The 25,549-nt window shown below is 68.9% G+C and carries 26 protein-coding genes; 19 read left to right on the top strand and 7 right to left on the bottom strand.

Annotated elements, in window-relative coordinates:
• Nucleotides 1–146 precede the first annotated feature (146 nt).
• From EV671_RS06355 to ubiM, 8 genes are all read left to right on the top strand, one after another.
• Nucleotides 147–653: a hypothetical protein gene (locus EV671_RS06355; RefSeq protein ID WP_132570455.1), complete on the top strand. Its 507-nt coding sequence runs from the start codon at nucleotides 147–149 to the stop codon at nucleotides 651–653.
• A gap of 295 nt (nucleotides 654–948) precedes the next feature.
• Complete coding sequence (locus EV671_RS06350) at nucleotides 949–2,346, top strand: sodium:solute symporter (protein WP_132570454.1); 1,398 nt, start codon at nucleotides 949–951, stop codon at nucleotides 2,344–2,346.
• 76 nt (nucleotides 2,347–2,422) lie between these two features.
• The gene (locus EV671_RS06345; RefSeq protein ID WP_132570453.1) at nucleotides 2,423–2,809 is read left to right on the top strand and encodes a hypothetical protein; all 387 of its coding nucleotides are present in this window, start codon (nucleotides 2,423–2,425) and stop codon (nucleotides 2,807–2,809) included.
• 144 nt (nucleotides 2,810–2,953) lie between these two features.
• Nucleotides 2,954–3,181, top strand: a complete 228-nt coding sequence (locus tag EV671_RS06340) for an addiction module protein (RefSeq protein ID WP_132570452.1) — start codon at nucleotides 2,954–2,956, stop codon at nucleotides 3,179–3,181.
• Complete coding sequence (locus EV671_RS06335) at nucleotides 3,178–3,480, top strand: type II toxin-antitoxin system RelE/ParE family toxin (protein ID WP_132570451.1); 303 nt, start codon at nucleotides 3,178–3,180, stop codon at nucleotides 3,478–3,480. Before EV671_RS06340 ends, EV671_RS06335 begins: the two co-directional genes overlap by 4 nt.
• Before the next feature lie 145 nt (nucleotides 3,481–3,625).
• Complete coding sequence (locus EV671_RS06330; RefSeq protein WP_243655601.1) at nucleotides 3,626–5,362, top strand: ABC transporter ATP-binding protein; 1,737 nt, start codon at nucleotides 3,626–3,628, stop codon at nucleotides 5,360–5,362.
• Nucleotides 5,363–5,538: 176 nt separating this feature from the next.
• The gene (locus tag EV671_RS06325) at nucleotides 5,539–7,320 is read left to right on the top strand and encodes an ABC transporter ATP-binding protein (protein WP_132570449.1); all 1,782 of its coding nucleotides are present in this window, start codon (nucleotides 5,539–5,541) and stop codon (nucleotides 7,318–7,320) included.
• A gap of 46 nt (nucleotides 7,321–7,366) precedes the next feature.
• Nucleotides 7,367–8,530 carry a 5-demethoxyubiquinol-8 5-hydroxylase UbiM gene (gene ubiM / locus EV671_RS06320; RefSeq protein WP_132570448.1) on the top strand — a complete coding sequence of 388 codons (1,164 nt, stop codon included), beginning with the start codon at nucleotides 7,367–7,369 and terminating at the stop codon, nucleotides 8,528–8,530.
• Nucleotides 8,531–8,533: 3 nt separating this feature from the next.
• Here the strand turns inward: ubiM and EV671_RS06315 are convergent, their stop codons facing one another.
• Together EV671_RS06315 and EV671_RS06310 are read right to left on the bottom strand one after the other, a co-directional pair.
• Nucleotides 8,534–9,781 (bottom strand): patatin-like phospholipase family protein, encoded by a 1,248-nt coding sequence (locus tag EV671_RS06315; RefSeq protein WP_132570447.1) that lies wholly within the window; start codon nucleotides 9,779–9,781, stop codon nucleotides 8,534–8,536.
• A gap of 25 nt (nucleotides 9,782–9,806) precedes the next feature.
• Nucleotides 9,807–10,541 (bottom strand): phasin family protein, encoded by a 735-nt coding sequence (locus EV671_RS06310; protein WP_132570446.1) that lies wholly within the window; start codon nucleotides 10,539–10,541, stop codon nucleotides 9,807–9,809.
• A gap of 193 nt (nucleotides 10,542–10,734) precedes the next feature.
• Between EV671_RS06310 and EV671_RS06305 the strand changes: the two genes are divergently transcribed.
• Nucleotides 10,735–12,729: an SDR family oxidoreductase gene (locus EV671_RS06305; protein WP_132570445.1), complete on the top strand. Its 1,995-nt coding sequence runs from the start codon at nucleotides 10,735–10,737 to the stop codon at nucleotides 12,727–12,729.
• 61 nt (nucleotides 12,730–12,790) lie between these two features.
• Nucleotides 12,791–13,333, top strand: coding sequence for a GNAT family N-acetyltransferase (locus EV671_RS06300; RefSeq protein WP_132570444.1), 543 nt, complete (start codon nucleotides 12,791–12,793; stop codon nucleotides 13,331–13,333).
• 12 nt (nucleotides 13,334–13,345) lie between these two features.
• On the opposite strand, the gene EV671_RS06295 is transcribed toward EV671_RS06300, so the two are convergent.
• The 4 genes from EV671_RS06295 to EV671_RS06280 form a co-directional block, all read right to left on the bottom strand.
• Nucleotides 13,346–13,813: a DUF1203 domain-containing protein gene (locus EV671_RS06295; RefSeq protein ID WP_132570443.1), complete on the bottom strand. Its 468-nt coding sequence runs from the start codon at nucleotides 13,811–13,813 to the stop codon at nucleotides 13,346–13,348.
• 83 nt (nucleotides 13,814–13,896) lie between these two features.
• Complete coding sequence (locus tag EV671_RS06290) at nucleotides 13,897–14,388, bottom strand: hypothetical protein (protein ID WP_132570442.1); 492 nt, start codon at nucleotides 14,386–14,388, stop codon at nucleotides 13,897–13,899.
• A 58-nt stretch (nucleotides 14,389–14,446) separates the two neighbouring features.
• Complete coding sequence (locus tag EV671_RS06285; RefSeq protein ID WP_132570441.1) at nucleotides 14,447–14,941, bottom strand: outer membrane lipoprotein; 495 nt, start codon at nucleotides 14,939–14,941, stop codon at nucleotides 14,447–14,449.
• A gap of 269 nt (nucleotides 14,942–15,210) precedes the next feature.
• A complete protein-coding gene (locus EV671_RS06280; RefSeq protein WP_132570440.1) occupies nucleotides 15,211–15,768 on the bottom strand; it encodes an HNH endonuclease in 558 nt (185 codons plus the stop codon).
• Nucleotides 15,769–15,984: 216 nt separating this feature from the next.
• Between EV671_RS06280 and EV671_RS06275 the strand changes: the two genes are divergently transcribed.
• The 9 genes from EV671_RS06275 to EV671_RS06235 are packed head-to-tail and all read left to right on the top strand — an operon-like array spanning nucleotide 15,985 to nucleotide 25,184.
• Nucleotides 15,985–16,698: a TetR/AcrR family transcriptional regulator gene (locus tag EV671_RS06275; RefSeq protein WP_277592395.1), complete on the top strand. Its 714-nt coding sequence runs from the start codon at nucleotides 15,985–15,987 to the stop codon at nucleotides 16,696–16,698.
• A 37-nt stretch (nucleotides 16,699–16,735) separates the two neighbouring features.
• Complete coding sequence (locus tag EV671_RS06270; RefSeq protein WP_132570438.1) at nucleotides 16,736–18,526, top strand: acyl-CoA dehydrogenase C-terminal domain-containing protein; 1,791 nt, start codon at nucleotides 16,736–16,738, stop codon at nucleotides 18,524–18,526.
• A 32-nt stretch (nucleotides 18,527–18,558) separates the two neighbouring features.
• Nucleotides 18,559–18,990 (top strand): DUF2147 domain-containing protein, encoded by a 432-nt coding sequence (locus EV671_RS06265; RefSeq protein WP_132570437.1) that lies wholly within the window; start codon nucleotides 18,559–18,561, stop codon nucleotides 18,988–18,990.
• A 33-nt stretch (nucleotides 18,991–19,023) separates the two neighbouring features.
• Nucleotides 19,024–21,420, top strand: coding sequence for a 3-hydroxyacyl-CoA dehydrogenase/enoyl-CoA hydratase family protein (locus EV671_RS06260; protein WP_132570436.1), 2,397 nt, complete (start codon nucleotides 19,024–19,026; stop codon nucleotides 21,418–21,420).
• Between the two features lie 8 nt (nucleotides 21,421–21,428).
• Entirely contained in the window at nucleotides 21,429–21,923 is a 495-nt protein-coding gene (locus EV671_RS06255) for a DUF4442 domain-containing protein (RefSeq protein ID WP_132570435.1), read from the top strand.
• Nucleotides 21,924–21,936: 13 nt separating this feature from the next.
• Nucleotides 21,937–23,151, top strand: coding sequence for an acetyl-CoA C-acyltransferase (locus EV671_RS06250; RefSeq protein ID WP_132570434.1), 1,215 nt, complete (start codon nucleotides 21,937–21,939; stop codon nucleotides 23,149–23,151).
• Nucleotides 23,152–23,153: 2 nt separating this feature from the next.
• Nucleotides 23,154–23,684: a DUF1569 domain-containing protein gene (locus tag EV671_RS06245; protein WP_132570433.1), complete on the top strand. Its 531-nt coding sequence runs from the start codon at nucleotides 23,154–23,156 to the stop codon at nucleotides 23,682–23,684.
• Nucleotides 23,685–23,697: 13 nt separating this feature from the next.
• On the top strand, nucleotides 23,698–24,462 hold the full coding sequence (locus tag EV671_RS06240) for an enoyl-CoA hydratase (protein ID WP_132570432.1): 765 nt from the start codon (nucleotides 23,698–23,700) through the stop codon (nucleotides 24,460–24,462).
• Nucleotides 24,459–25,184 carry an SGNH/GDSL hydrolase family protein gene (locus EV671_RS06235; protein ID WP_132570431.1) on the top strand — a complete coding sequence of 242 codons (726 nt, stop codon included), beginning with the start codon at nucleotides 24,459–24,461 and terminating at the stop codon, nucleotides 25,182–25,184. Before EV671_RS06240 ends, EV671_RS06235 begins: the two co-directional genes overlap by 4 nt.
• On the opposite strand, the gene EV671_RS06230 is transcribed toward EV671_RS06235, so the two are convergent.
• A complete protein-coding gene (locus EV671_RS06230) occupies nucleotides 25,136–25,540 on the bottom strand; it encodes an acyl-CoA thioesterase (protein WP_132570430.1) in 405 nt (134 codons plus the stop codon). The two genes, EV671_RS06235 and EV671_RS06230, sit on opposite strands and share 49 nt — an antisense overlap.
• Between the last annotated feature and the right edge of the window lie 9 nt (nucleotides 25,541–25,549).

The following is a 25,549-nucleotide window of genomic DNA, read 5'->3' as shown; positions in this document are numbered from 1 at the left end:
CTCGACTCGCACCGGTGCGGCCAGCCTGCAAGCTGTCTGCAAGCCGTCTCGGGTCAACGGCACAGGGGGGTGCGCGTTGTTCATCGCACGGGCCCGCCGAGTTTCCAAAAAACACTTCCTCCACCGTTCATTCCCGGAGCCATCTCATGAAGACCACCGTTTCCTTCGCGCTTGCCACGATCGCTCTCGCCCTCGGTGGCGCGGCGTCGGCCCAGACTGCTCCGGCCTCGGCCCCCGATCCGGTGGCCCAGGTCAAGCAGGACAACGCACAGATCCACAAGGACAACCGCAACATCCAGTACCAGCGCAAGGAGATCGCGCAGGACAACGCCCGCGTCGGCGCTGACAAGGCCCGCGTGGCCCGCGACGATCGCAGGCTGGCCGCGGAGCGCAGCGAGCGCAACGCCGATCAGCGTGCCGAAGACGCGGCCATCAAGCGTGGCGACATGGCCGCCGCCCAGCGCGACGAGAAGGCGCGTGAGCAGGAGAACCGCGACATCGGCGGTCTCAAGCGCAACGAGGCCCATGCCAAGTCCGACCTGGCCGCCACCCGCGCCGACCGCCACCAGGAGGGCAAGGAACTCGGCGAAGCCAAGGCCAAGAAGGCGCATGACGTCCACAAGCGCAATGCCGATGCCGGCAAGGTGAACTGACAGGGCGCACCCCGGAGCGGCCCGCCTGTTGCGGGCCGCTGCCACATCCAGCGGGTGTCCACGGATCTGGCCGTCAGCGAGTACACGGCCGCGCAGATGAAGAAGACCATCGTCGGCCGCGCTGGGCCTGGTCATCAGGCGTGCGCATCGCACCTTCGAGGCCATCAGCCGCCAGCAAGCCCAGTTCGAGGGCGGGCGGACCTACTGAGCCCATAACCCTGGCGACTTCCTCCGCGATGATTCGTGCCTGCCGGGGCGGGCGGGGCCCGGCCGGACTCGGGCATCATCGCGGCCCATGTCGCCCGTCCTGCTGCTGTCCGGCGTCCTTGCCTACTTCCTGATCCTCCTTGCGGTCGCACATCGTGCGTCACGGCGCGCAGGCACCGAAGGCTTCTATGTCGGCGGCAGGCAAAGTCCCTGGCCGGTCGTCGCCTTCGGCATGATCGGAACCTCGCTTTCCGGCGTCACCTTCATCAGCGTGCCGGGCGCCGTCGCGGCCGGCGGCTTCGGCTATCTGCAGGTCACGCTGGGCTATGTGGTCGGCTATGTCGTCATCGCCTTCGTTCTGCTGCCGCACTACCACCGCCTCGGCCTGGCCTCCATCTACGAGCTGCTGGGCGAGCGCCTTGGGCCGGCGGCGCGGCGCCTGGGTTCGGCCTATTTCGTGCTGTCGCGCACCGTGGGCGCCACGGCGCGGCTCTACCTTGTCGTGCAGGTGCTGCACACCCTCATCCTCGGCCCGCTGGGCCTGCCCTTCGCGCTGGGCGCGGCCGTCGTGCTGGCGATGATCCTGCTCTACACGGTCGAGGGCGGCGTGAAGGCCCTGGTGTGGACCGACACGCTGCAGACCGCCGGCATGCTGACCGGCCTCGTCGTCTGCACCGCGCTGCTGTGGCGGCCCGACGCCTTCGCGCAGCTCGACGCCGCAGGCCTCACGCGCGTCTGGGTGAGCGACCCGCTTAGCCGCGACTTCTCCGCCAAGGCCCTGCTGGCCGGCGCCTTCATCGCCATCGCGATGACCGGCCTGGACCAGGAAATGATGCAGAAGAGCCTGTCCGTCGCGAAGCTGCGCGACGCGCAGAAGAACCTGTTGTTGCTGGCCGGCCTGCTGGTCGTCGTCATCGGCGCCTTCCTGCTGCTCGGCGGCCTGCTGACGCTCTATGCCCGCGAGCACGGCATCGCGGCCCGCGGCGACGCGCTCTTCCCGACCGTCGTCATGCAGCATCTGCCGGCCTGGGTGCAGGCGGTGTTCGTGCTGGCCCTGGTCTCGGCCCTGCTGCCCAGCGCCGACGGTGCACTCACCGCGCTGACGGCCAGCACCTGCCTGGACCTGCTGCGCATCCCGCGCGAGGACGTGCGCACGCGGCGCCGCGTCCACCTCGCCTTCGCGGCGCTCTTCCTCGCGATGGTGCTGGGCTTCAAGGCGCTAGCCAGCGCCAGCATGATCTACCTGATCCTGAAGCTGGCCGGCTATACCTACGGGCCGCTGCTCGGGCTGTTCGCGTTTGCGCTGTTCACGCCGAGGGTGGTGTCGGGGCGGGTCTTGCTGGGCGTGTGCATTGCAGCGCCCTTGCTGTGCGCGGTGCTGGACCTGGGGCAGCCTTGGGGTGGGTATCAGATCGGATTGGAGTTGCTGGTGCTGAATGGATTGCTAACCTGGGCAGGCTTGTTGCTCGCGCACCGGAGGCTGTAGCCGCCCGCCCGGCTTGCCATGGCTTGTATCGTTCAACATTCAATATGACCCTATGCCAACTTCTACAAACGCCGACTTGATCTGGAATCGCGCCTGCTTTGGCGGGGAGGGCAGCGAACGCGCAGGTGACGTTGCATTGAATGCGCTGTTGAAGTTTCACGGCCTTGCAATGAACGGTGGAGTCCTGCATGCAGTTGAATGTTTGACGCAGGCCGAACTCATCAATGCGTGCAAAGGGTTCCAATATTTCGGTTTTGAAGTGCTTGCCTCGGATATCGAGGAGGCAAACAGAGCGCTCGCCGAGGGCGACGACTCGCATGAGGACGATTTCGACGAACGCTATGGGCGGCATGTTCCCAGTGACCAAGTGCTTTTCAGCGCTTTCCAGTTGGACTACGAGCGCAGGCCGGAAAATTACGAGTCGGTTCTCAGTAGCGAGATCGTTTGCGCACGTTCGCAATGATGGGACGAATCGCTGGCTGGCTCCGAAGCCGACCGACCGTCGCAGCGCCTTTCCATGACCGGATCGATAGCCGTCGTCGACACCCGCGCGCCGCCCTCGTTCCATGCTGACCAGTAAACTGAGGCGCTGCCGCAGGAGCCTGCCATGACTACCCTTGTCGACGAACTCTCCCAGAAGGCTCTGGAACTGCCCCCCGAAGAGCGCGTACGCCTGGCCGAGCAATTGCTCGCGACCGTTCATGAAATTGATGCAGGGGTCGAGGCAGCTTGGGATCAAGAGATTGAGCGCCGCCTCGCGGAGATCAATGACGGGACCGCCAAGCTGATTCCGGCAGAAGAAGTCTTCGCAGAGGTTCGCCGCATCCTCAAGTGAAGCGCGTCCGCTTTCACGAGGCCGCTCGGGACGAACTGATCCACGAGGTTCTGTACTACAAGAGCATCAGCGCAGCACTTGGCGAGCGCTTCATGGCCGCGGTCGAGCAGGCCGTCCAACTTGCAGCAGAGTTCCCCGCCATGGGTTCGCCCTACAGGCACGGAACGCGGCGTTGCTTCCCCAGGAAGTTTCCCTTCTCCGTCGTGTACGTGGAGCGGGAGGACGAGATCCATGTGCTTGCGCTTGCGCCCGACAGCCGAAAGCCCGGCTACTGGCGCGCGCGGCGGAATGACGGATAACCCATCAATCAGCCGGACGCGCTGAGTCATGCCGGCTGGCTGAACCCTGATCGGCGTGCCCGGCCCGCCCGCGAGCCGCTCCGCCCCGGCGACACTCCGTCCTCCCATGTCGTCCGCCGCATCCCATCCCACCACCCTCTCCCGCATGCTCGCCGCCTTCGTGCGCGAGCACTGGCGCGCCTACGCTGCTGCCGGCGCGATGCTGAGCTGCATCGCCGTGCTGACCGTCTGGATTCCGCGCCAGGTCGGCCATGTCGTCGACGCGTTGGTGTCGGGCAGGTTGCAGGACGGCGCGCTGCTGCAGCAACTCGGCCTGCTCGTCGCGGCCGGTGCCGTCATCTATCTGCTGCGGGCCGGCTGGCGCTTGACCCTCTTCAAGGCCTCGTTCCAGCTCGGCGCGCGGCTTCGCACGCGCCTGTATGCGCGGCTGGCGCTGCAGGGCCCGGCCTGGTTCCAGGCGCAGCGCACCGGCAACCTGATGGCGCTGGCGACCAACGACATCGACACGGTCGAGCAGGCCGCGGGCGAGGCCATGCTGGCCGGCTTCGACGGTTCGCAGACGCTGATCCTGGTGCTGGCGATGATGACGATCGGCATCGATTGGCGCCTGGGCCTCGCGGCGCTTGTGCCCTTCCCGTTGATGGGGCTGGCCTTCTGGTGGATCAGCAAGCATCTGCACACGGCGGCCCAGGATTCGCTGACGCGCTTCGGCGACCTGAACCAGCAGGTGCAGGAGAGCCTGGCCGGCGTGCGCACGCTGCGGGCCCTCGGCCTGGTCGCTCGTAGCGAGCAGCAGTTCGGCGGCCTGGCCGACCGGGCCGCGGAGGCGAGCTTCCGCTCGCAGCGCTGGGAGGCGTCCTACGAGCCGGCCGTGGGCATGACCCTCACCGCGGCGACGGCCATCGCGCTCGCGGTGGGCGGCTGGCTGGTGGCGCGCCACGAGATCAGCATCGGCCAGCTGACCGCCTTCACGATGTACCTGGGCCAGTTGATCTGGCCGATGTTCGCGGCCGGCTGGGTGATGGCGCTGCTGGAGCGCGGGCGGGCAGCCTGGGCGCGACTCGCGCCGGTGCTGGACGCGCCGCTGACGCTGGCCGACGAGGGCAGGGCGGCGCTGCCCTTGCCCGCACCGCTGCGGGCAGAGGGGCTGACGTTCGGCTTCCCCGGCGCGAAGCGGCCCGCCGTCGAGCAGGTGGATTTCGTGCTCGCGCCCGGCCGCACGCTGGGCATCGTCGGTGCCACCGGTGCGGGCAAGTCGACGCTGGTGCGCCTGCTGCTGCGCCAGGCCGAACCCGACGCGGGCCGCATGAAGCTGGGTGGCGTGCCGCTGCCCGAACTGCCGCTCGGCGAGCTGCGCGCCCACATCGCCTGGGTGCCGCAGGAGCCCTTTTTGTTCTCGGCCTCGGTGGCCGACAACATCGCGCTGGCCCGGCCCGGCGCGACGCCGGCCGACATCGAAGCTGCCGCCCGCCTGGCCGCCGTCCACGAGGACATCGTGCGCCTGCCCGAGGGCTATGCGACCGAGGTCGGCGAGCGCGGCGTGACGCTGTCCGGTGGCCAGCGCCAGCGTGTGGCTATCGCGCGGGCGCTGCTGAGCGACGCGCCGCTGCTGGTGCTGGACGACGCGCTCTCCGCCGTCGACACCCGCACCGAGACGGCCATCCTCGACCATCTGCGCGAACTGCGTGCCGCGCGGCCGGACCGCAGCGTCATCGTCATCGCGCACCGGCTGTCGGCGGTGATGGATGCCGACGAGGTCATCGTGCTGAAGCAGGGCCATGTCATCGAGCGCGGCACGCATCAGCAGCTGCTGGGACTGGGCGGCTGGTATGCCTCGCAGTGGCGCTATCAACAGATCGAAGCCAGCCTTGAAGCGGCCTGAAGTGAAGCCCCCGGCCCAGCGGGTACGCTGGTCCGCCCCCCGCGGGGGCGGCGATGCTTGGCGGCTCGACCGCCAAGCACATCGCCAGCGCGGGCCGGCTTGGGAGCGGCCCGGCGCTCGGCCCGCAAACCGTCGGGTTCAGTCGCGGGAACGCGTCGGCGTCATGGATCACTGACATGAAGCAACAACAAGCCTCGCCGTGGAAGAGCGTCGGCCTGCTGCTGGACACGGCCCGGCCCGAGCGGGCGCAGCTGGTCCGCGGCGGCCTCTGGCTCGTCATCGCTGCCGGCCTGGAAGCGCTCGGGCCCATTCTCGGCAAGCGCTATATCGACCACCACCTGCTGCCGGGGCGCTACGTCATCGGTGAGATGGCCACGCTGCTGGGGTTGATGCTGTTCACCGGCTGGGCCGCGACCTGGATCCGCTATGCCCAGCTGTCGCGCATGGCCGGCGTCGCGCGGCGCTCGGTGCTGCGGCTGCGCGAGCGCGTCTACGCCCATGTGCTGGCGCTGCCGATGAGCTTCTTCGACAAGGCCATCACCGGCCAGCTCGTCAGCCGCGTGACCAACGACACCGAGGCCGTCAACCAGCTCTACCGCCAGGTGCTCTATGTGATGCTGGATTCGACCATCGTCGTCGTCGGCTCGCTGATCGCGATGGCGCTGCTGGACTGGCGGCTGATGCTGATCGTCGCGACGCTGGTGCCGGCCATGGTGATCATCATCGCGGGCTACCAGCGCCTGTCGGCGCCGGCCGTGCAGCGCACGCGCCAGCTGCGCAGCGACATCAATGCGCAGATGGCCGAGAGCATGGCCGGCATGGCCGTGCTGCAGGCCAGCGGCGCGGCGGCGCGCTTCGGCGCGCGCTTCGAGGCGACCAATGCCGAGCATCGGCTGTCGCGCATCGCCGAGCTGCGCGCCAATGCCTGGCTGCTGCGCCCGGCGCTGGACCTGCTGAACGTGCTGCTGCTCGTCACCGTCATCTACAGCTTCGGCAGGCGCGAGCTGTCCGGCCTGGAGGTGGGCCTGCTCTATGCCTTCCTCAGCTATATCGCCCGCGTCGTCGAGCCGCTGATCCAGATCACGATGCAGTTCGGCCAGCTGCAGCAGTCCATGGTGGCCGCGTCGCGCGTGCGTACTTTGCTGGAGGAGGACGAGCACCGCGGGCCGGCCCAGGACGGGCACGGCATCGCCCTGGGTGCCATCCGCATCGAGGCCCTGAGCTTCGGCTACGACCCGGCGCGGCCGGTGCTGCGCGGTATCGATGTGGACATCGCGGCCGGCAGCTTCGTCGGCATCGTCGGCCACACGGGCAGCGGCAAGAGCACGCTGCTGTCGCTGCTGCTGCGCTTCTACACGGCGCAGGCCGGGCGCATCACGGTCGACGGCCAGCCGCTGGCCTCAGTGCCGGACGCTGCCTTCCGCGCGGCGGTGGGCCTGGTACCCCAGGAGCCCTATCTGATGTCGGCCAGCGTGCACGAGAACATCGCGATGGGCCGGCCCGGCATCACGGATGAAGACGTCGAGGACGCCGCCCGGGCCGCGCGCGCGCACGACTTCATCGCCGCGCTGCCCCAGGGCTACGACACCCGGCTGGGCGAGGGCGGCGCCCGCGTGTCCACCGGCCAGAAGCAGCTGCTGGCCATGGCCCGGGCGCTGGCCGGCGCGCCGAGCATCCTGTTCCTGGACGAGGCCACCAGCAACATCGACAGCGCGACCGAGCAGCGCGTCGGCGAGGCGCTGGCGGCGCTGCACGGGCGCGTGACCGTGGTGGCCATCGCGCACCGGCTGTCCACCATACGCGCGGCCGACCAGATCCTCGTGCTCAACCACGGCCATCTGCAGGAGCGCGGCCGGCACGAGGCGTTGATGGCCCTCGAAGGCGGGCTGTACCGGCGCCTGGTGGAGCTGCGGACGCTGGAAGAGGCCGGCGCCGAGTCCGATCCCGAACCGGCCTGACCTGGGTCAAGGCGGCGCGTCGTCGTGCACCCTAGGCTGCGCGACCATGAATGAAATTGCCGCCTCCTCGCCCCAGATCCTGATCAGCGGCGCCGGGCCGGCCGGCCTCGCGCTGGCCTGCGCGCTGCACGACCGCGGCCTGGCCGTGCGCGTGCTGGAACAGGCCGACGAGGCCATGTTGGCCGCGCCGGCCGACGATGGCCGCGAGATCGCGCTGACCCACCGCTCGCGCCGCCTGCTCGAAGGCCTGGGCCTGTGGCGGCGCCTGCCCGACATCGCGCCGCTGCGCCGCGCCAGCGTGCGCTCCAGCGGCTCGCGTGAGCCGTTACCCTTCGAGGCTGCCGGGCAGGACCTGGGCTGGCTGGTGTCCAACCACCATCTGCGCGCAGCCGCCTGGGCCGGTGCGCGCGAGCGCGGCGTGCCGGTGCTGTGCGGGCGCACGGTGGCGGGCTTCGAGCGCTTGGGCGGCGAGGCGCAATTGCGCACCCGCTGCGGCGAGACGCATGCCGCGCCCCTCGTCGTCGCGGCCGACAGCCGCTTCTCGGCGCTGCGCCGCCTGGCCGGCATCGGCGCGCGCCACCGCGACTTCGGCCGCAGCGCGCTGCTGGTGCCGCTGCGCCACGAACGCGACCACGGCGGCCTGGCGCAGGAATGCTTCCTCGAAGGCCACACCCTCGCGCTGCTGCCGATGAACGGCGGGCGCAGCTCGGCCGTGTGGACGGTGGCCAATGCCGCGCTGCCGCGCATCCAGGCGCTGGACGACGCGGCGCTGGCGGCCGAGATCGAGGGCGCTGCCGAGGGCCGGCTGGGCGCGATGCAGGTCGACGGCGCCCGCCATGTCTACCCGCTGGTGGCCGTCTGGGCCGAGCGCTTCGTGGCGCCGCGCTTTGCGCTGATCGGCGACGCCGCCGTCGGCATGCACCCGGTCACGGCCCATGGCTACAACCTGGGCCTGTACGGCATCGACGCGCTGGCGCGCCGGCTCGACCCCGCGGGCGACCCCGGCGAGCTGGCCCCGCTATTGGCCTACGAGGCCGAGCACCGCCGCGCCGCCGGGCCGATGTATGCGGGTACGAACGCGCTGGTGCGCTTCTTCACCGACGACCGCGCGCCGGTGCTGGCCCTGCGCCGCGCCGTCATCGACGCGGCCCGCCACCTGCCGCCGCTGCGCGCGGCGATCACGCGCAAGCTGGTGGACGCGGTGGTCTGATGCTCAGCGCCGCTTGCGGCGCTCCAGCACCGTTAGGCTGCGGCGCAGCGTGCGCAGCGCCTGGTCCACGCCCGTCTCACCCGGCACGGGCAGCAGGCGGGCTTCCAGGTCGGACAGCAGGTCTTCGCGCAGGACCAGGCCGACGGCTGCGAGCCGGGGCTTGAGCGTGACGGCACGCTCGCGCAGCAACTGGCGCGTGGCCTGGTAGGCGTGCTCGGCCAGGTGGCGGCGCTGGCTGTAGCTGAAGGTGTTGGCCATGAAGAACTCGGCATCGTGCGGGTCGGGCTCGAACAGCAGGATGTCGGTTTGCGGGTGGGTCAGCTCGTAGCCCTTGAGCCCGAGGGCCAGGCGTGAGTGGATCAGCGAGCGGAAGGTCTGCGACAGCACCAGCGGCAGGCCGCCGTCCACCAGGCGCGGGATGCCGGGGCGCAGCCAGCGCCCGCCGGGGCGGCCGAGCTTGCGGGCCAGGTCGCGGGCACGGCGCGAGCGGTCCTCGCGGGCCGGCGAGTGGCGGTCGCTCGCATAGGGCACCAGGGGGTTGAGGCAGATCAGCAGGTCCAGGCCGCGGTCCAGCAGCACCGAGGCGTGTAGCGTCTTCTTCAGCGCGCCGTCGACGAAGTGGTGGCCGTCGATCTCGACCGGCGGGAACAGGCCGGGCAGGGCGGCGCTGGCCTGCACGGCGCTCGAGATGGGCACATGGTCCCAGCCCGGCGTGCCGAAGGGCACGGCCTCGCCGCTGTCGAGGTCGGTGGCGACGAGCACGAGGGGCCGGCGCAGCTTGCGGAAGTCGTTGCTGCGGCCCGGCACGGCGAAGACCCGCGTCAGCGCCTCGCCGAAGCGCTCGCTGGACAGCAGGCCGGTGGGCAGCACGCGGCCCAGGCGCTCGATGGCGCCGAGCAGGGAGCGGCCCTCGAACAGCACCTCGCGGGCGGCATGGGCGAGCAGGGCCGGCAGCTGGCGCAGGCGCTGGCCGAACTCGCGCCAGGCGGGCTCCAGCAGGTCGGCCGGGTCGAAGCGGTCCGGCGGCTCGGCGGTGTTCTCGATGAAGGCGGCGCAGAGCTGGCGCGGCGTCATGCCGTTGGCCAGGCCTGCTGCGATGAAGCCGCCCGCGCTGACGCCGATGTAGCCGTCGCAGGCGGTGAAGTCGAGGCCGTCGATGGCCTCTTCCAAAGCACAAAGGGCGCCAACTTCATAGATGGCGCCCAGTGGGCCTCCGCCTGCCAGGGCCAAACCGATCTTCGGCTGGCTCATGGGACAGAAGGGTCAGTCAGCCGTATCAGGCCTGGGTGGCCTGCTCGGCCTTCACCTCGACGGCGGGCGCTGCGGCAGCTTTCCTGGCGGCCGGGGCGCGCTTGGCCGGGGCGGCCTTCTTGGCGGGCGCGGCGGCCTTCTTCGCCGGGGTGGCAGCAGCCTTCTTGGCCACGGCCTTGGCGGCGGCCTTCACGGGCGCAGCCCTCTTGGCGGCGGCCTTCTTGACCGGCTCGGCCTTGGCGGCGACGGCCTTCTTCGCGACTGCAGCCTTCTTGACGACGGCCTTGCGGGCTGTCTTCGCGGCCTTGGCCGGTGCGGCCTTCTTCAGGCCAGCCGACACGGCCAGCTCGTCGATGCGCTTGATGAGGCTCTGCACGTCGCCGGCGGAGGGCACGTTCAGCGTCTTCAGTGCCTTGGCGACGCGGGCCTCGAAGATGCTTTCCAGCTTGTCCCAGTGCTGGCCGGCCTTGGCGCCGACGTCACCGGCCATGCCGCTGACCTTGGTGGCCACGGCGCTGAGCTTTTCCTCGGCGGCGGATTGGGTCTTCTTCTGCAATTTCAGTCCTTCGGAGACGAGGGCCTCGAAGACCTTGGAGCCTTCGCCCTGGGCCTTGGCGAAGGAGGCGAGGCCGGCGGCCCAGATCTGCTGGGCGCTGTCCTTGACGTTCTGTGCCATCGCGCCGTCGAGCAGGCCCTTGGGCAGGCCGGTGGCGGCCGCAGCCTTCTTCTTGTCAGCCATCTTCTGGAGCTTCTTGACCATGGGTCGTCCTTTCGAGTGAGCGAGTTGCTGACGAGACTGTAGCGGCCGGATCCCGCATCGGCACGGGGATTCCTAGTGAGTGCGCTCTACCGTGGCGCTGCGCCGATTCCTCGGGAAAGTGCCCACCGGGCCGGTTTCGGCGATGGTGAAGAATCAATGCGACATTGTCCGAATCCACAAGCAGGAGACCCGCATGCAGTATTTCGTCACCGGTGCCACCGGCTTCATCGGCAAGCGACTCGTCAAGAAGCTGCTGGCCCGCCGGGGCAGCACGGTCCACTTCCTGATGCGCGAGGAGAGCGCGGCCAAGCTGCCCGACCTGCTCGCCTACTGGGGCGTGTCCAAGACACGCGCCATTCCCGTCTACGGTGACCTGACGAGCAAGAAGCTCGGCGTGGCCAGCGACGTCATCAAGAGCCTGAAGGGCCAGATCGACCACCTCTACCACCTCGCCGCCGTCTACGACCTGAGCGCGGACGAGGAGTCGCAGGTCGCCGTCAACATCGAGGGCACGCGCAGCATGGTGGAGTTCGCGCAGGCCATCGAGGCCGGCCATGTGCACCACGTCTCCTCCATCGCCGCCGCGGGCCTTTACGAAGGCGTGTTCCGCGAGGACATGTTCGACGAGGCCGAGAACCTCGATCACCCCTATTTCATGACCAAGCACGAGAGCGAGAAGCTCGTGCGCAAGGAGTGCAAGCGCCCCTGGACGGTCTACCGCCCCGCGATGGTCGTCGGTGATTCCAGGACCGGCGAGATGGACAAGATCGACGGGCCTTACTACGTGTTCAAGCTGATCCAGCGCATGCGCCAGATCCTGCCGCCCTGGATGCCGAGCGTGGGCCTGGAGGGCGGTCGCATGAACATCGTGCCGGTGGACTTCGTCGTCGACGCGCTGGACCACATCTCGCACAAGGTCACGAAGGGCCAGGGCTGCTACCACCTCGTGGACCCCAAGGGCTACCGCGTCGGCGACGTGCTGGACATCTTCAGCAAGGCCGCGCACGCGCCCAAGATGAACCTCTTCATCAACGCCGCGCTGATGGGCTTCATCCCCAAGAGCGTGAAGAAGGGCCTGATGGCGCTGGCGCCGGTGCGTCGCATCCGCAACGCGGTGATGAAGGACCTCGGCCTGCCCGAGGACATGTTCACCTTCATCAACTACCCGACCCGCTTCGACTGCCGCGACACCGAGGCCGTGCTGAAGGGCAGCGGCATCACCTGCCCCGACCTGAACGACTACGCCTGGCGGCTGTGGGATTACTGGGAGCGCCATCTCGACCCCGACCTCTTCATCGACCGCAGCCTGCGCGGCGCGACCGCCGGCAAGGTGGTGCTGGTCACCGGCGGCTCGTCGGGCATCGGCCTGGCCGCGGCCATCAAGTTCGCCGAGGCGGGCGCCATCACGCTGATCTGCGCCCGCGACGAGGCCAAGCTGAAGGAGGCCGTCGCCGAGATCAAGGACAAGGCGGGCAAGGAGGCGCAGATCCACGCCTTCGCCTGCGACATCGCCGACGAGTCCGGCTGCGCCGACCTGATCGAGTGGTGCAACGGCAATTTCGGCGGCGTCGACTTCCTCATCAACAACGCCGGCCGCTCCATCCGCCGCGCCATCGAGTCCAGCTACGACCGCTTCCACGACTTCCAGCGGACGATGGACCTGAACTACTTCGGCTGCCTGCGCGTGACCATGGGCCTGCTGCCGGGCATGGTGGCCAAGCGCAAGGGCCATGTCGTCAACATCAGCTCCATCGGCGTGCTGACGAATGCGCCGCGCTTCTCGGCCTATGTCGCCTCCAAGGCCGCGCTGGATGCCTGGACGCGCTGCGCCTCCAGCGAGTTCGCCGACACCGGCGTGACCTTCACGACCATCAACATGCCGCTGGTGCGCACGCCGATGATCGCGCCCACCAAGATCTACAACAACGTGCCGACGCTGTCACCCGAGGAGGCCGCCGACATGATCGCCCAGGCCTGCGTGGCCAAGCCGGTGCGCATCGCGACCAAGCTCGGCATCTCCGGCGAGATGCTGCACGCCGCGGCGCCGCGCATCGCGCAGATCGTCATGAACACGAGCTTCCGCATGTTCCCGGACAGCGACGCGGCCAAGGGCGACAAGAGCAAGGGCGGCGGCCTGTCACCCGAGGCGATTGCGTTGCAGCAGATGATGCGCGGGATTCATTTCTAAACAGGGACACTCTGCGCTGGCCCGACTCCGGTCGGGCCTCTTTTTTTGAAGGACGGAATCCATGCTGAGAGGACAACGCGTCGGCCTGCGCCACGTCACCGAGGACGACCTGCCCTGGCTCAAACGGACCAGCAGCGACCCACAGATCCGCGGCCCCTTCATGGGTTCGCGCATGATGACACCGCACACGGTGGACCAGCGCTGGAAGGACAACGGTTTCTCGGGCGAGGACGCCGAGCGCCTGCTGATCTGCCACCTGATCGACGGCAGCGTCATCGGGGACGTGGTGCACTTCGCCGCGGCCCGCTACACGACGGCGCGCGAGATCGGCTGGACCATGGCCGACATCGCGATGCGCGGCCAGGGCCTGGCCAGCGAGGCCGCCGCGCTGCTGGTGGACTATCTGTTCGAGAACTGGCCGGTGAACCGGTTGTCCTGCGGCATGTCGGTGCACAACCATGCGTCGCGGCGCGTGGCCGAGAAGTGCGGCTTCAAGCACGAGGGCATCCAGCGCGGCATCGTCTTCGTCGCGGGCGAGTATGTGGACTGCCATTCGCTGTCGCTGCTGCGCAGCGACTGGCTGGCGATGAAGGGCCGGGCCTGAGAAGCCGCTGCCTCAGGCGCGCCGGATCAGCGCGGCATAGCAGCCGCGGCGCGCGAAGTGGGCATGGATGTAGGCGGTGTCGGGCCGCGCGAGCAGGCGCTCGATGAGGGGCTCGAGGGCCGTGCCGTCGGCGATGTCGGCATCGACCATCATGCCGGCGGCGTCGAAGGCACGCAGCGACAGCAGGCGGCGGCTCAGCATGCCGGGCACCTCGTCGACGGCGTCGAAGGGCGTGCCGGCGTGCTCGCGGACGAAGACGGCGTGGCGCGAGCGGTAGGGTGTGTCGGCCGGCTGGTGCTCGTGGTTGACGAGCAGCACCGATTCTCCGGGCCTGGCGTCGGTGAGTTCGATGCGGTCGGGGTGGGCGTCGCCCTCCCGGGTCGGCAGGCGGATGGCGCCGTGGCGGGCGAGCTCGGCGTCGCTCAGGCCGAATAGATGGGCGAAGGGCTGGGCCGGCAGCCCGGTGATGCGAAACGACATGGCGTGCTCCGTGAGATGGGATGCACGCGATTCTTCAGAGGCGGGTGCGGCGCGTCTGGCCGCAATCGGACCCCGAATTGCCCTCAGTCCCTGCCTGCGGGCCGCTCGAAACCGGCGTCCACCCAGGCCTCGGCGGCCGACTGGCTGAGCCGGAAGCCGGCCGCCACCTTGACCTGGGCCAGTTGCTCGCCGGCCGCGTCGAAGGCGCGCAGCCAGGCATAGGGATCGTCCTCGGCGGGCACGATCTCCAGCGTGATCTTCAGCCAGGCGCCGTCGCGGGCGACGTAGAGCGTCTTGTTGAGCTGGGCGTGCAGCTGCTGCTCGTGGCGGCGGATCACCTCGGAGGCCGTCTTCACCAGCGTGTTGAAGGCGTTGCCGTCCAGCGGCTTGGGATTCTTCTTGTCGCGGCCCATGGTCCAGGGGCCGACCAGGGCCGGCTCGCTTTCGCCGGCCTTGAACATCGCGACGGCCCAGCCCTCGTCGTCCTCGTTCTTGATGACCTGGGCAGTCCAGCCGTTGTCGCGCCACAGGCGCGGCTCGTGGACGGGTTCGTCGGTATCGATGATGTCGGGCATGGGCGGGAAAGAAAAATGGCGGGCCAAAGCCCGCCATTGTCCTTTGCGGCGCCTGGCGTCAGCTGTTGCTGCCCGGGGCCGCGGCCGGCGCGACGGCGGGGGCGCGCGTCACGCGGGTCTTGCCGCCGGTCGTCACGAGGATGACCGGGTCACCGGCGTTGAAGGTCTCGGCGCCCTTGGCCTGGATGACGGAGCGGCGCTCGCCGTTGCGCAACTGGACGATGATTTCCAGCGCGTCCTCGCGCGTGGCCGAGCGCTCGATGGCGTTGCCGATGACGGCGCCGGCCACCGCACCCAGCACGCCGGCCACCTGGCCTTCACGCCTGCCGCCGACCGTGCTGCCCGCGATGGCGCCGGTGACGCCGCCGGCCACGCCGCCGACGCCGCTCTGCGAGCCGTCCACGGTGACGGGGCGCACGTTCAGCACGGTGGCGTCCTGGACCTGGGACAGGCGTTGCGCGTCACCGCGCTGCACGACGTCGGGGCTGGTCGTCGAGCAGGCCGACAGCACGAGCGCGGCGACGACGGAGAGGGAAGTGATGAGTTTGGACATTTGGGAGACTCCTTGGGCACAACAGCAGCCCAACGCAGGCCATTGTCCCGCCGTTGACTGACCGAGGCTGCGAGCTACAACTCTTTACGCCGTCAGCATGGTGTGGTGTGTTGCCCAGCGACTGCCATGGATCTGGCTTTGCCAGGGCATTGGCAGTTGCCAAGGCCGGAGGCCTTGTCCTTCGCCAGGCACAGACAGTCCTCAGGACTGTTTGTGTCCGGGCTCAGCCCCCTTGAGGGGGCGCGCGAAGCGCGTAGGGGGAGGGCTTGTCAGCCGTGCAGGCGGCTGGAGCGGGGCACGCTGGCGAGCAGGAACTCCATCTGGTCGGCCAGGATGCGGCGCCCGCGCAGGATCATGTCCTCGTGCAGGCTGGGCACATAGGGCAGGTAGAGCAGGCTCATATGCGCCTCCTCCGGCAGGCGGCTGCCCTTGCGGCCGTTGCAGGGGCGGCAGGCGGTGATGCAATTCATCCAGCTGTCCTGGCCGCCGCGCGACGTGGGCTGGATGTGCTCGCGCGTCAGGTCCTCGGGCAGGCCATGGTGGCCGCAATAGGCGCAGACGAAGCGGTCGCGCACGAAGAGCTTGCTGTTCGTCAGCGCCGGCGCCTGGCGCCAGGCCCGGCTGGGCACCGCGCCGCGCACGGCGATGATGGGATGGACCTCGATGCGCGACTGCCGCCCGCTGACGCGCTGCCAGCCGCCGCGCAGCACCTGGCAGGGGTCGCCCAGCGTCCAGGCGATGCCATCGCTGGCGTAGATCACGGCCGCTTCGCGCGTCGTGATCCAGGCTTGCGGTCGGCCAGAGACATCGAGCTGGAGAACATCCACTGGGCTTCACCTCCGACCGCGAGCCTAGCGAGAACTGCGCCAGCGCTCAAGCGCGGCACCGTGACAGCCGGGGCCCCAGGGTCATCCCTAGGTTTGCCGCAGTATTAGGCGCATCACCCTAGAAATCGCCGGGGCAAGCTGGCGCCGTTACGCGTGTGACCTGCAAAATAGAACGATCGTTCGTTTTATTCCTTGCCCGTCCGCGCCGTGTCCACGCTGCCCGCCCCCGCCAAGAAAGCCGCCCCGCTCCGCGTGGCCAAGCCCGTGCGCGTCGCGCGCTCGCTGCAGAAGGGCCAGCAGACCCGTGCCGCCATCCTCGAGGCCGCGCTGGGCCTGGCGTCCCACATGGGCCTGGAAGGCCTGTCCATCGGTGCGCTGGCGGACGTGACGCAGATGAGCAAGTCGGGCGTCTTCGCCCACTTCGGCTCGCGCGAGGAGCTGCAGATCGCGGTCGTCACCGAGTATCACGCGAAATTCGAAGAGGAAGTCTTCTTCACCGCCATCCGCGAGCCGCGCGGCCTGCCGCGCCTGCGCGCGATGTTCGAGCGCTGGGTGCGCCGCGTGTCGGTCGAGATGGACTCGGGTTGCATCTACATCTCCGGCGCCGTCGAGTTCGACGACCGGCCCGGCCCGGTGCGCGACGCGCTGGTGGGCATGGTCAAGGCCTGGCATGCGGCGCTGCACAAGGCCATCGTGCTGGCGCGCGACGAAGGCCACCTGCAGGCCGATGCCGATGTCGACCAGATCGTCTTCGAGCTGCACGGCCTGATCCTGTCCCTGCACCACGATGCGCGCTTCATGTGCATCCCCGGCGCGCTCGAGCGTGCCGGCCGCGGTTTCGACCGGGCCATCCAGTTCTACGCCACGCCCGCCGGCCTGCAGGTCGACGGCGCGCGCAAGTCCCCCAAGATCGGCGCCGCGCGGCGCTGAACCGAATCACCACCCCAGACTGTTCCAGGAGTATCCGATGCCCCAGTACACCCCGCCCATGCGTGACATGCAGTTCGTCATGCACGAGCTGCTGAACGTCGTCGACGAGCTGAAGATGCTGCCCGGCCACGAGGACATCGATGCCGACACGATCAACGCGGTGCTCGAGGAGGGCGGCAAGTTCGCCGCCGAGGTCATCGCCCCGATCAACCTCAGCGGCGATGCCGAGGGCTGCACCCTCGACAAGGCCAGCCACGAGGTGACTGCGCCCAAGGGCTTCAAGGAGGCCTACAAGCAGTACGTCGAAGGCGGCTGGCCGGCTCTGAGCTGCGACCCCGCTTTCGGCGGCCAGGGCCTGCCGCATCTGGTGAACCAGTTCTTCTACGAGATGCTGAACTCGGCCAACCAGGCCTGGACGATGTACCCCGGCCTGAGCCACGGCGCCTACGAGGCCCTGCACGCCCACGGCACGCCCGAGCAGCAGGCCACCTACCTGCCCAAGCTGACCAGCGGCGAGTGGACCGGCACGATGTGCCTGACCGAGCCGCACTGCGGCACGGACCTGGGCTTGCTGCGCACCAAGGCCGAACCGCAGGCCGACGGCACGTACAAGATCACCGGCGCCAAGATCTTCATCTCGGCCGGCGAGCACGACATGGCCGAGAACATCGTCCACCTGGTGCTGGCCCGCCTGCCGGACGCGCCGCAGGGCAGCAAGGGCATCTCGCTCTTCCTGGTGCCCAAGTTCAACGTGAACGCCGACGGCTCGCTGGGCTCGCGCAACGACATCTTCTGCGCCGGCCTGGAGCACAAGATGGGCATCCACGGCAACGCCACCGCGCAGATCGTGCTGGAAGGCGCCGTCGGCACGCTGGTCGGCGAGCCCAACAAGGGCCTGGCCGCGATGTTCGTCATGATGAACGCCGCCCGCCTGGGCGTGGGCAACCAGTCCCTCGGCCTGACCGAAGTGGCCTACCAGAACGCCGTGGCCTATGCGAAGGACCGCATCCAGATGCGCGCCCTTTCCGGCCCCAAGGCTCCGGACAAGCCGGCCGACCCCATCATCGTCCACCCCGACGTGCGCAAGATGCTGCTGACGGCCCGCGCCTTCGCCGAAGGCGGCCGCATGCTGCAGGGCTACACCGTGCTGCAGCTCGACAAGGCGCTGAAAAGCGACGACGAGGACGAGCGCAAGGAGGCCGACGCCGAAGTCGCGCTGCTGACGCCCATCATCAAGGCCTTCATCACCGACAACGGCTGGCTCGCCACCTCGCACTGCATGCAGGTCTACGGTGGCCACGGCTTCATCCATGAATGGGGCATGGAGCAGTTCGTGCGCGATGCGCGCATCAACATGATCTACGAGGGCACCAACACCATCCAGTCGCTGGACCTGCTCGGCCGCAAGGTGCTGGGCAACAACGGCGCCACGCTGAAGAAGTTCGGCAAGAAGATCGCCGCCTTCATCGAGGAAGAGGGCACCAACGAAGCCATGCAGGAGTTCGTGAACCCGCTGGCCGACCTGGGCGACAAGGTCAACAAGCTGACGCAGGAAATCGGCATGAAGGCCATGGGCAATGCCGACGAAGTCGGCGCCGCGGCCGTGGACTATCTGCGCGTGGTCGGCCACATGACCTTCGCCTATTTCTTCGCCCGGGCCGCCAAGATCGCGCTGGCCAAGAAGGACAGCGGCGACCCGTTCTACACCGCCAAGCTGGCCACGGCGCGCTTCTACTTCGCCAAGCTGCTGCCCGAGACGGCCAGCCTGATCCGCACCTGCCGTGCGGGCCTGGCGCCGCTGATGGAAATGGAAGAAGCTCTCTTCTAACCCGACCTGCTCACTGACAAGGACTACGCCCGATGAAATCCCTGTTCGCTGCTGCCCTGCTGCTGCCCGTGTTTGCGTTCGCGCAAACCACACCCGTGGGCCTGTGGAAGACCATCGACGACGACGGCAAAACCGCGAAGTCGCTGGTCCGCATCAGCGAACAGGCGGGCACCCTGGTCGGCAGCATCGACAAGCTGCTCGACCCCAAGGACCCTGCCGACGGCAAGTGCGACAAGTGCAGTGACGACCGCAAGGACAAGCCCGTCGTCGGCCTGCAGATCATCCGCGGCGTGAAGGCCGACGGCGAAGGCGTCTGGGGCCACGGCGAGATCCTCGACCCCAACAACGGCAAGACCTACCGCACCCGGCTGAAGCCGGTGGACGGGGGCAAGAAGCTGGAGGTGCGCGGCTACATCGGTGCCCCTCTGTTCGGCCGCACGCAGACGTGGATTCGCGTCGAGTGACCGGCCCTTTCAAGATTCCCAGGAGATAAACCCATGAGTCGATTCCAAGTCCGCAAGGTCGCCGTGCTCGGCGCCGGCGTGATGGGCGCGCAGATCGCGGCCCACCTCGTCAACTGCAAGGTGCCGGTCGTGCTGTTCGACCTGCCCGCCAAGGAAGGTGCCAAGAACGGCATCGTTACCAAGGCCGTCGACGGCCTGAAGAAGCTCAAGCCGGCGCCGCTGGGCGACAGCGCCGAGGCCGCGCTGATCCAGCAGGCCAACTACGAGGAGCACCTGGAGGTGCTGCGCGGCTGCGACCTCATCATCGAGGCCATCGCCGAGCGCATGGACTGGAAGCTCGACCTCTATACCAAGATCGCGCCCTTCGTCGCCGCGCACGCCATCGTGGCCTCGAACACCTCGGGCCTGTCGATCACCAAGCTCAGCGAAGTGCTGCCCGAAGAAATCAAGCCGCGCTTCTGCGGCATCCACTTCTTCAACCCGCCGCGCTATATGGCCCTGGTGGAGCTGATCAACACGCCGACCACCCGGCCGGAAATCCTCGACCAGCTCGAAGCCTTCGTGACCACGTCGCTGGGCAAGAGCGTCGTGCGCGCCCACGACACGCCCAACTTCGTCGCCAACCGCGTCGGCATCGCCGGCATGATGGCCACGATGATCGAGGCAGAGAAGTTCGGCCTGTCGGTGGACGTCGTCGACGACCTGACCGGCAAGAAGCTGGGCCGCGCGTCGTCGGGCACCTTCCGCACCGCGGACGTCGTCGGCCTGGACACCATGGCCCACGTCGTCAAGACGATGCAGGACAACCTGAAGGACGACCCCTTCTACTCGACGTACGCCACGCCCAAGGTGCTGGCCGGCCTGATCGAGAAGGGCGCGCTGGGCCAGAAGACCGGTGCCGGCTTTTACAAGAAGGTCGGCAAGGACATCCAGCGCCTGGACTTCGCGACCGGTGAATACGTCGCCGGCGGCAAGAAGGCCGACGAGATCGTCGCCCGCATGCTGAAGAAAGCACCGGCCGACCGCCTGAAGCTGCTGCGCGAATCGACCAACCCTCAGGCCCAGTTCCTGTGGGCCATCCTGCGCGACAGCTTCCACTACGCCGCCGTGCACCTCGACACCGTGGCCGACACGGCGCGCGAGATCGACTTCGCGATGCGCTGGGGCTTCGGCAGCCAGCAAGGTCCGTTCGAGCTGTGGCAGGCCGCCGGCTGGAAGCAGGTCGCCGAGTGGATCTCGGCTGACATCGCCGAAGGCAAGACCCTGTCCAGCGCGCCGCTGCCCGCCTGGGTCACCGAAGGCCCCGTGGCCGAAGCCGGTGGCGTGCACACGCCCGCGGGCTCGTGGAGCGCTCTTGAGGCCAAGTTCAAGCCGCGCAGCGAGCTGCCTGTCTACAAGCGCCAAGCCTTCCGCGAATCGCTGCTGGGTACCGGCGCTGCCGACCCGCTGAAGTCGGGCACCGAGCTGTTCAGGAACGAGGAAGTGCGCGTCTGGACGTTGGACGGCGAGGTCGTCGTCGCCTCCATCACCGCCAAGCTGCACCTGATCAGCCCGGCCGTCACCGAGGGCCTGCTCAAGGCGGTCGAGATCGCCGAGGCCGACTACAAGGGCCTGGTCATCTGGAGCCCGGACGACGTGTTCTCGGCCGGCGCCAACCTCGAAAGCCTGATGCCCGTCTTCATGAAGATGGGCAGCAAGGGCATCGCGCCGGAAGAGAAGAAGCTGCAGGACATGATGCTGCGCCTGCGCTACGCCAATGTGCCGGTCGTCGCCGCGATGCGCGGCCTGGCCCTGGGCGGCGGCGCCGAGCTGGCCGTGCACTGCGCGCGCCGCGTCGCCCATGTCGAGAGCTATGTGGGCCTCGTGGAAGTCGGCGTGGGCCTGGTGCCCGGCGGCGGCGGCCTGACCTATGTCGCCCGCCGCGCCGCCGAGATGGCCGCCGCCGGCAATGCCGGTGCCGACATCCTGGCCTTCCTGAAGGACGGCTTCCTGACCGCCGCGACGGCCAAGGTCGCGACCTCGGCGCACGAGGCGAAGAAGAACGGCTTCCTGCTCGACAGCGACATCATCGTGCCGCACAAGGACGAGCTGCTGCACGTGGCCACCGCCACCGCGCTCGGCATGAGCGAGGCCGGCTACCGTCCGCCGCACAAGGCCCTGTTCCCGGTCGCCGGCCGCAGTGGCATCGCGACGATCAAGGGCCAGGTTGCCAACATGCGCGACGGCGGCTTCGTCAGCCAGCACGACTTCGACCTGGCCGCAGCGATTGCCGACGTGGTCTGCGGCGGCGAGGTCGAGGCGGGTTCCCTCGTCAGCGAGGAATACCTGATGGCGCTGGAGCGCAAGCACTTCTGCGCGCTGCTCGACAACCCCAAGACGCAGGAACGCATCATGGGCATGCTGCAGACCGGCAAGCCCGTCCGCAACTAAGGTCCACCGTGAACCGGCTTCAACGCACCCTCGCCAAGCTGGACGGTCTGCCCGGGCCGTTGCGGGGTGCAGCGCGCAACTTCGCGCTGCGCCGCGCCGTGCCTTTCACGGGCACGGCGTCGCTCGATTTCGTGGCGCTCACCCCCGAGCGCAGCGAGATCCGCGTCGCCAACAAGCGCCCGGTGCAGAACCACATCAAGGGTGTGCATGCGGCCGCGATGTCGCTGCTCGCCGAGACCGCCACCGGCATGGTGGTGGGCATGAATGTGCGTGACGACTGCCTGCCGCTGTGCAAGTCGCTGCAGGTGAACTTCAGGAAGCGCGCCACCGGCGGCCTCGTCGCCAAGGCGCACCTGACCGCCGCGCAGCGCCATGCGATGGCGAACGAAACCAAGGGTGAGGTCAAGGTCGCCGTGACCGTGACCGACGAAGCCGGCATCGAGCCGATCGAGTGTGAATTTGTCTGGGCCTGGGTGCCCAAAGAGAAAAAGCCCCAGGCTTAAGAAAGGAAACATCATGAGCAAGCAAGTCCAGGACGCCTACGTCGTTGCCGCCACCCGTCTGCCCATCGGCAAGAGCGGCCGTGGCTACTTCAAGAACACCCGCCCCGACGAGATGCTCGTCAAGGTCATGCAGGCCGCGCTGGCGCAGGCCCCCGGCCTGGAAGCCAAGGCGATTGAAGACGCCATCGTCGGCTGCTCCTTCCCCGAGGGTGAGCAGGGCATGAACATCGCCCGCGTGGCCTCGGTGCTGGCCGGCTTCGGCCCGACGGTAGGCGGCGTGACGATCAACCGCTACTGCGCCTCCGGCGTCACCGCCGTGCAGATGGCCGCGGACCGCATCCGCGTCGGCGAGGCCGACGTGATGTTCGCCGGCGGCGTCGAGTCCATGTCCATGATCCCGATGGGCGGCAACAAGCCCAGCCTGAGCCCGCTGATCTTCGAGAAGGACGAGAACATCGGCATCGCCTACGGCATGGGCCTGACGGCCGAGAAGGTCGCCGCGCAGTGGAAGATCGGCCGCGAGGCCCAGGACGTCTTCTCGCTGGAATCGCACCGTCGCGCCGTGGCCGCCATGCGGGCGGGCTGGTTCGATGCCGAGATGACGCCCTTCGACATCGTCGAGCGCACGCCCAACCTGGCCGACGGCACGATCAACACCAAGACCCGCACCGTCAGGCTCGACGAAGGCGCCCGCCCCGACACGTCGCTGGAAGGTCTGGCCAGGCTCAAGCCCGTGTTCGCCGCCAAGGGCAGCGTGACCGCCGGCAACAGCTCCCAGACCTCCGATGGCTGCGGTGGCCTGCTGCTCGTCAGCGAAGCCGCGCTGAAGCGCTACAACCTGACGCCGCTGGCTCGCTTCGTGTCCTTCGCCGTGCGCGGCGTGCCGCCCGAGATCATGGGCATCGGCCCGATCGAAGCCATCCCGGCCGCGCTGAAGGCCGCCGGCCTGAGCGCCAAGGACATGGACTGGGTCGAGCTGAACGAAGCCTTCGCCGCGCAGTCGCTGGCCGTGCTGAACGACCTGGACAGCAAGGGCTTCGAGCTGGACCGCGCCAAGGTCAACCCCAACGGCGGTGCGATCGCGCTGGGTCACCCGCTGGGCGCCACCGGCGCCATCCGATCGGCCTCGGTCATCCATGGCCTGCGTCGCACCGGCGGGAAATATGGCATGGTCACGATGTGCGTCGGCGCCGGCCAGGGTGCCGCGGGCATCTTCGAAAGGCTCTGACCATGAACAGGCGTCGCGTGCTCCAGGCTTCCTCGGTGTTGCTCGCGGCGCCTCTCGCCGGTTGTTCCGGCGAGCTGCAGACCTTCTCGAGCTGGAAGGCCGGCCAGCAGGCCGTGCTGGAGCTGCTGTTCTCGGAGAAGCTCGTGCAGGGCAGCCCCTGGAACCTCAGCCAGGTGCTGCAGCATCTGGCCCAGAGCATCGAGTTCTCGATGCAGGGCTTTCCGGTGCTCAAGGGCACCTGGTTTCGCTCCACCCTCGGCTCGGCGGCCTTCGCCGTCTTCAATGCACGTGGCGCGATGAGCCACAGCCTGGACGAGCCCATCCCCGGCGCGCCGGCGCTCGATGCGTCGCAGACGCTGAAGACCTCGGTCCAGCGCCTGCTGGACGCGATGGACGCCTTTGCGAATTTCCAGGGCACACTGCGACCCCACTTCGCCTACGGTGAGCTGACCAAGCCGCAGTACGAGCGAGCCCATCTGATGCACCTGGCCAACCACTGGACCCAGTTCCAGGCTAAGACGGCCACGGCCTGAACCGGAGACCCCGATGACCATCAAGAGCTACACGCTCAACGGCGTCGCGACGATCGAGATCGCCCGCCCCGAGAAAAAGAACGCCATCACCCAGGCGATGTACCAGGCCATGGCCGACGCGCTGCGCGCGGCCGATGCCGATCCGGCCGTGCGCGCCGTGCTGATCACCGGTCAGCCCGGCATCTTCACGTCGGGCAACGACCTCGAGGACTTCATGGCTGGCCCGGTGCGCGGCGAAGACGCGCCGACCTTCCAGTTCATGCATGCGCTGGTGGACTGCGGCAAGCCCGTGGTCGCGGCCGTCACCGGCGCGGCCATCGGCATCGGCACGACGATGCTGCTGCACTGCGATTTCGTCTTCGTCGCCGACGAGGCCCGCCTGGCCATGCCCTTCGTGGCCCTGGGCCTGGTGCCCGAGTTCGCGTCCAGCGTCGTGCTGCCCCAGCTGATGGGCAATCGCCGCGCGGCCGAGAAGCTGCTGCTGGGCGACCCCTTCACCGGCGAACAGGCCGTGGAATGCGGCATCGCCAACCGCGTGCTGCCGGGCAGCGAGGTGCTGAACCATGCCCGCCGCATCGCCGAGCGCTTCAACACGCTGGCCCCGGGCGCCGTGCGCGACAGCAAGCAGCTGATCCGCGGCGCGCAGCGCGAGGCCGTCAAGGCCGCCATCACGCGCGAGGCCGGGGTCTTCGGTGCCCGCCTGCGCAGCCCAGAGGCGATGGAAGCCTTCCAGGCCTTCTTCCAGAAGCGCGCGCCGGACTTCTCCAAGTTCCAGTGATCGCCAAGATCCTGCTGGGGCCGCTGCTGCTCTGGCAGGGGCGGCGCGTGCGCGCGACGGCGCTGCGCCTGCCCGAGGCGGCCGGCCCGCGTGCGGCCGAGGGCTCGGCGCTGAGGCTGCTCATCGTGGGGGATTCCTCCGCCGCCGGCGTCGGCGCGGCGCACCAGGGCGAGGCACTTGCCGGCCGCCTCGCGCAGGCGCTGGCCGTGCGGCTGGGCCAGCCGGTCGGCTGGCAGCTCGTCGCGACCAGCGGCCACCGCAGCGAGCAGGCGCTCGCATCGCTGGCCGCTGCCGAACTGGCGCCGGCCGACGTGCTGATCACATCCCTGGGCGTGAACGACGTGGTGGACCAGGTCGCGCCGTCAAAGGCCTTGGCGGCGCTGGACCGCATTCATGCGCTCGCTACCGAGCGTGCCGGCGTGCGCCTGAGCGTGCACTGCGCCGCGCCGCCCATGCAGCAGTTCCCGCTGCTGCCCCAGCCGCTGCGCTGGTTCTTCGGCCGCCAGGCGGCGCGCTTCAATGCGGCCCTCAGCGCGGCCGTGTCGGGCCAGGCTTCGCGCTGCGTGCTGCAGCTGCCCGAGGCCATGCAGAGCAATGCGGCCGAATTGATGGCCGAGGATGGCTTCCACCCCGGCCCGCGCGGCTATGCGCTGTGGGCGGACGCGCTTGCCGATCAGATCGTGATCGGCCTGGGCTTGCCCTCGCGGTCGATGGCGACATAGGTCAGGTTGGCCTCGGTCACCTTGACCACGTGCAGGTTCTCCGGGTCGCGCTCGGCCATCACCTCGACATGCACCGTGACGGACGTGCGGCCGACGCGCGTGACCGTCGCGTAGAAGCTCAGCAGGTCGCCGACGGACACCGGCTGCTTGAAGACGAACTCGTTGACGGCCACCGTCGCGATCCGGCCGCGGGACAGGCGCGCCGGCAGGATGGAGCCGGCGATGTCCACCTGGGCCATGATCCAGCCGCCGAAAACATCGCCGTTGTGGTTGGAATCGGCGGGCATGGGCATCACCCGCAGCACCAGCTCGCGCTGGCCGGCGTGGGGTTGAACGGGGCTTGATTCCTGGGTCATGGCGGTCAC

Source organism: Roseateles saccharophilus, from assembly GCF_004342485.1.
Taxonomy (GTDB): Bacteria; Pseudomonadota; Gammaproteobacteria; order Burkholderiales; family Burkholderiaceae_C; genus Pelomonas; species Pelomonas saccharophila.
The sequence above is the reverse complement of the archived record's forward strand: the minus strand, read 5'-3'. Positions and strand labels throughout refer to the sequence as shown.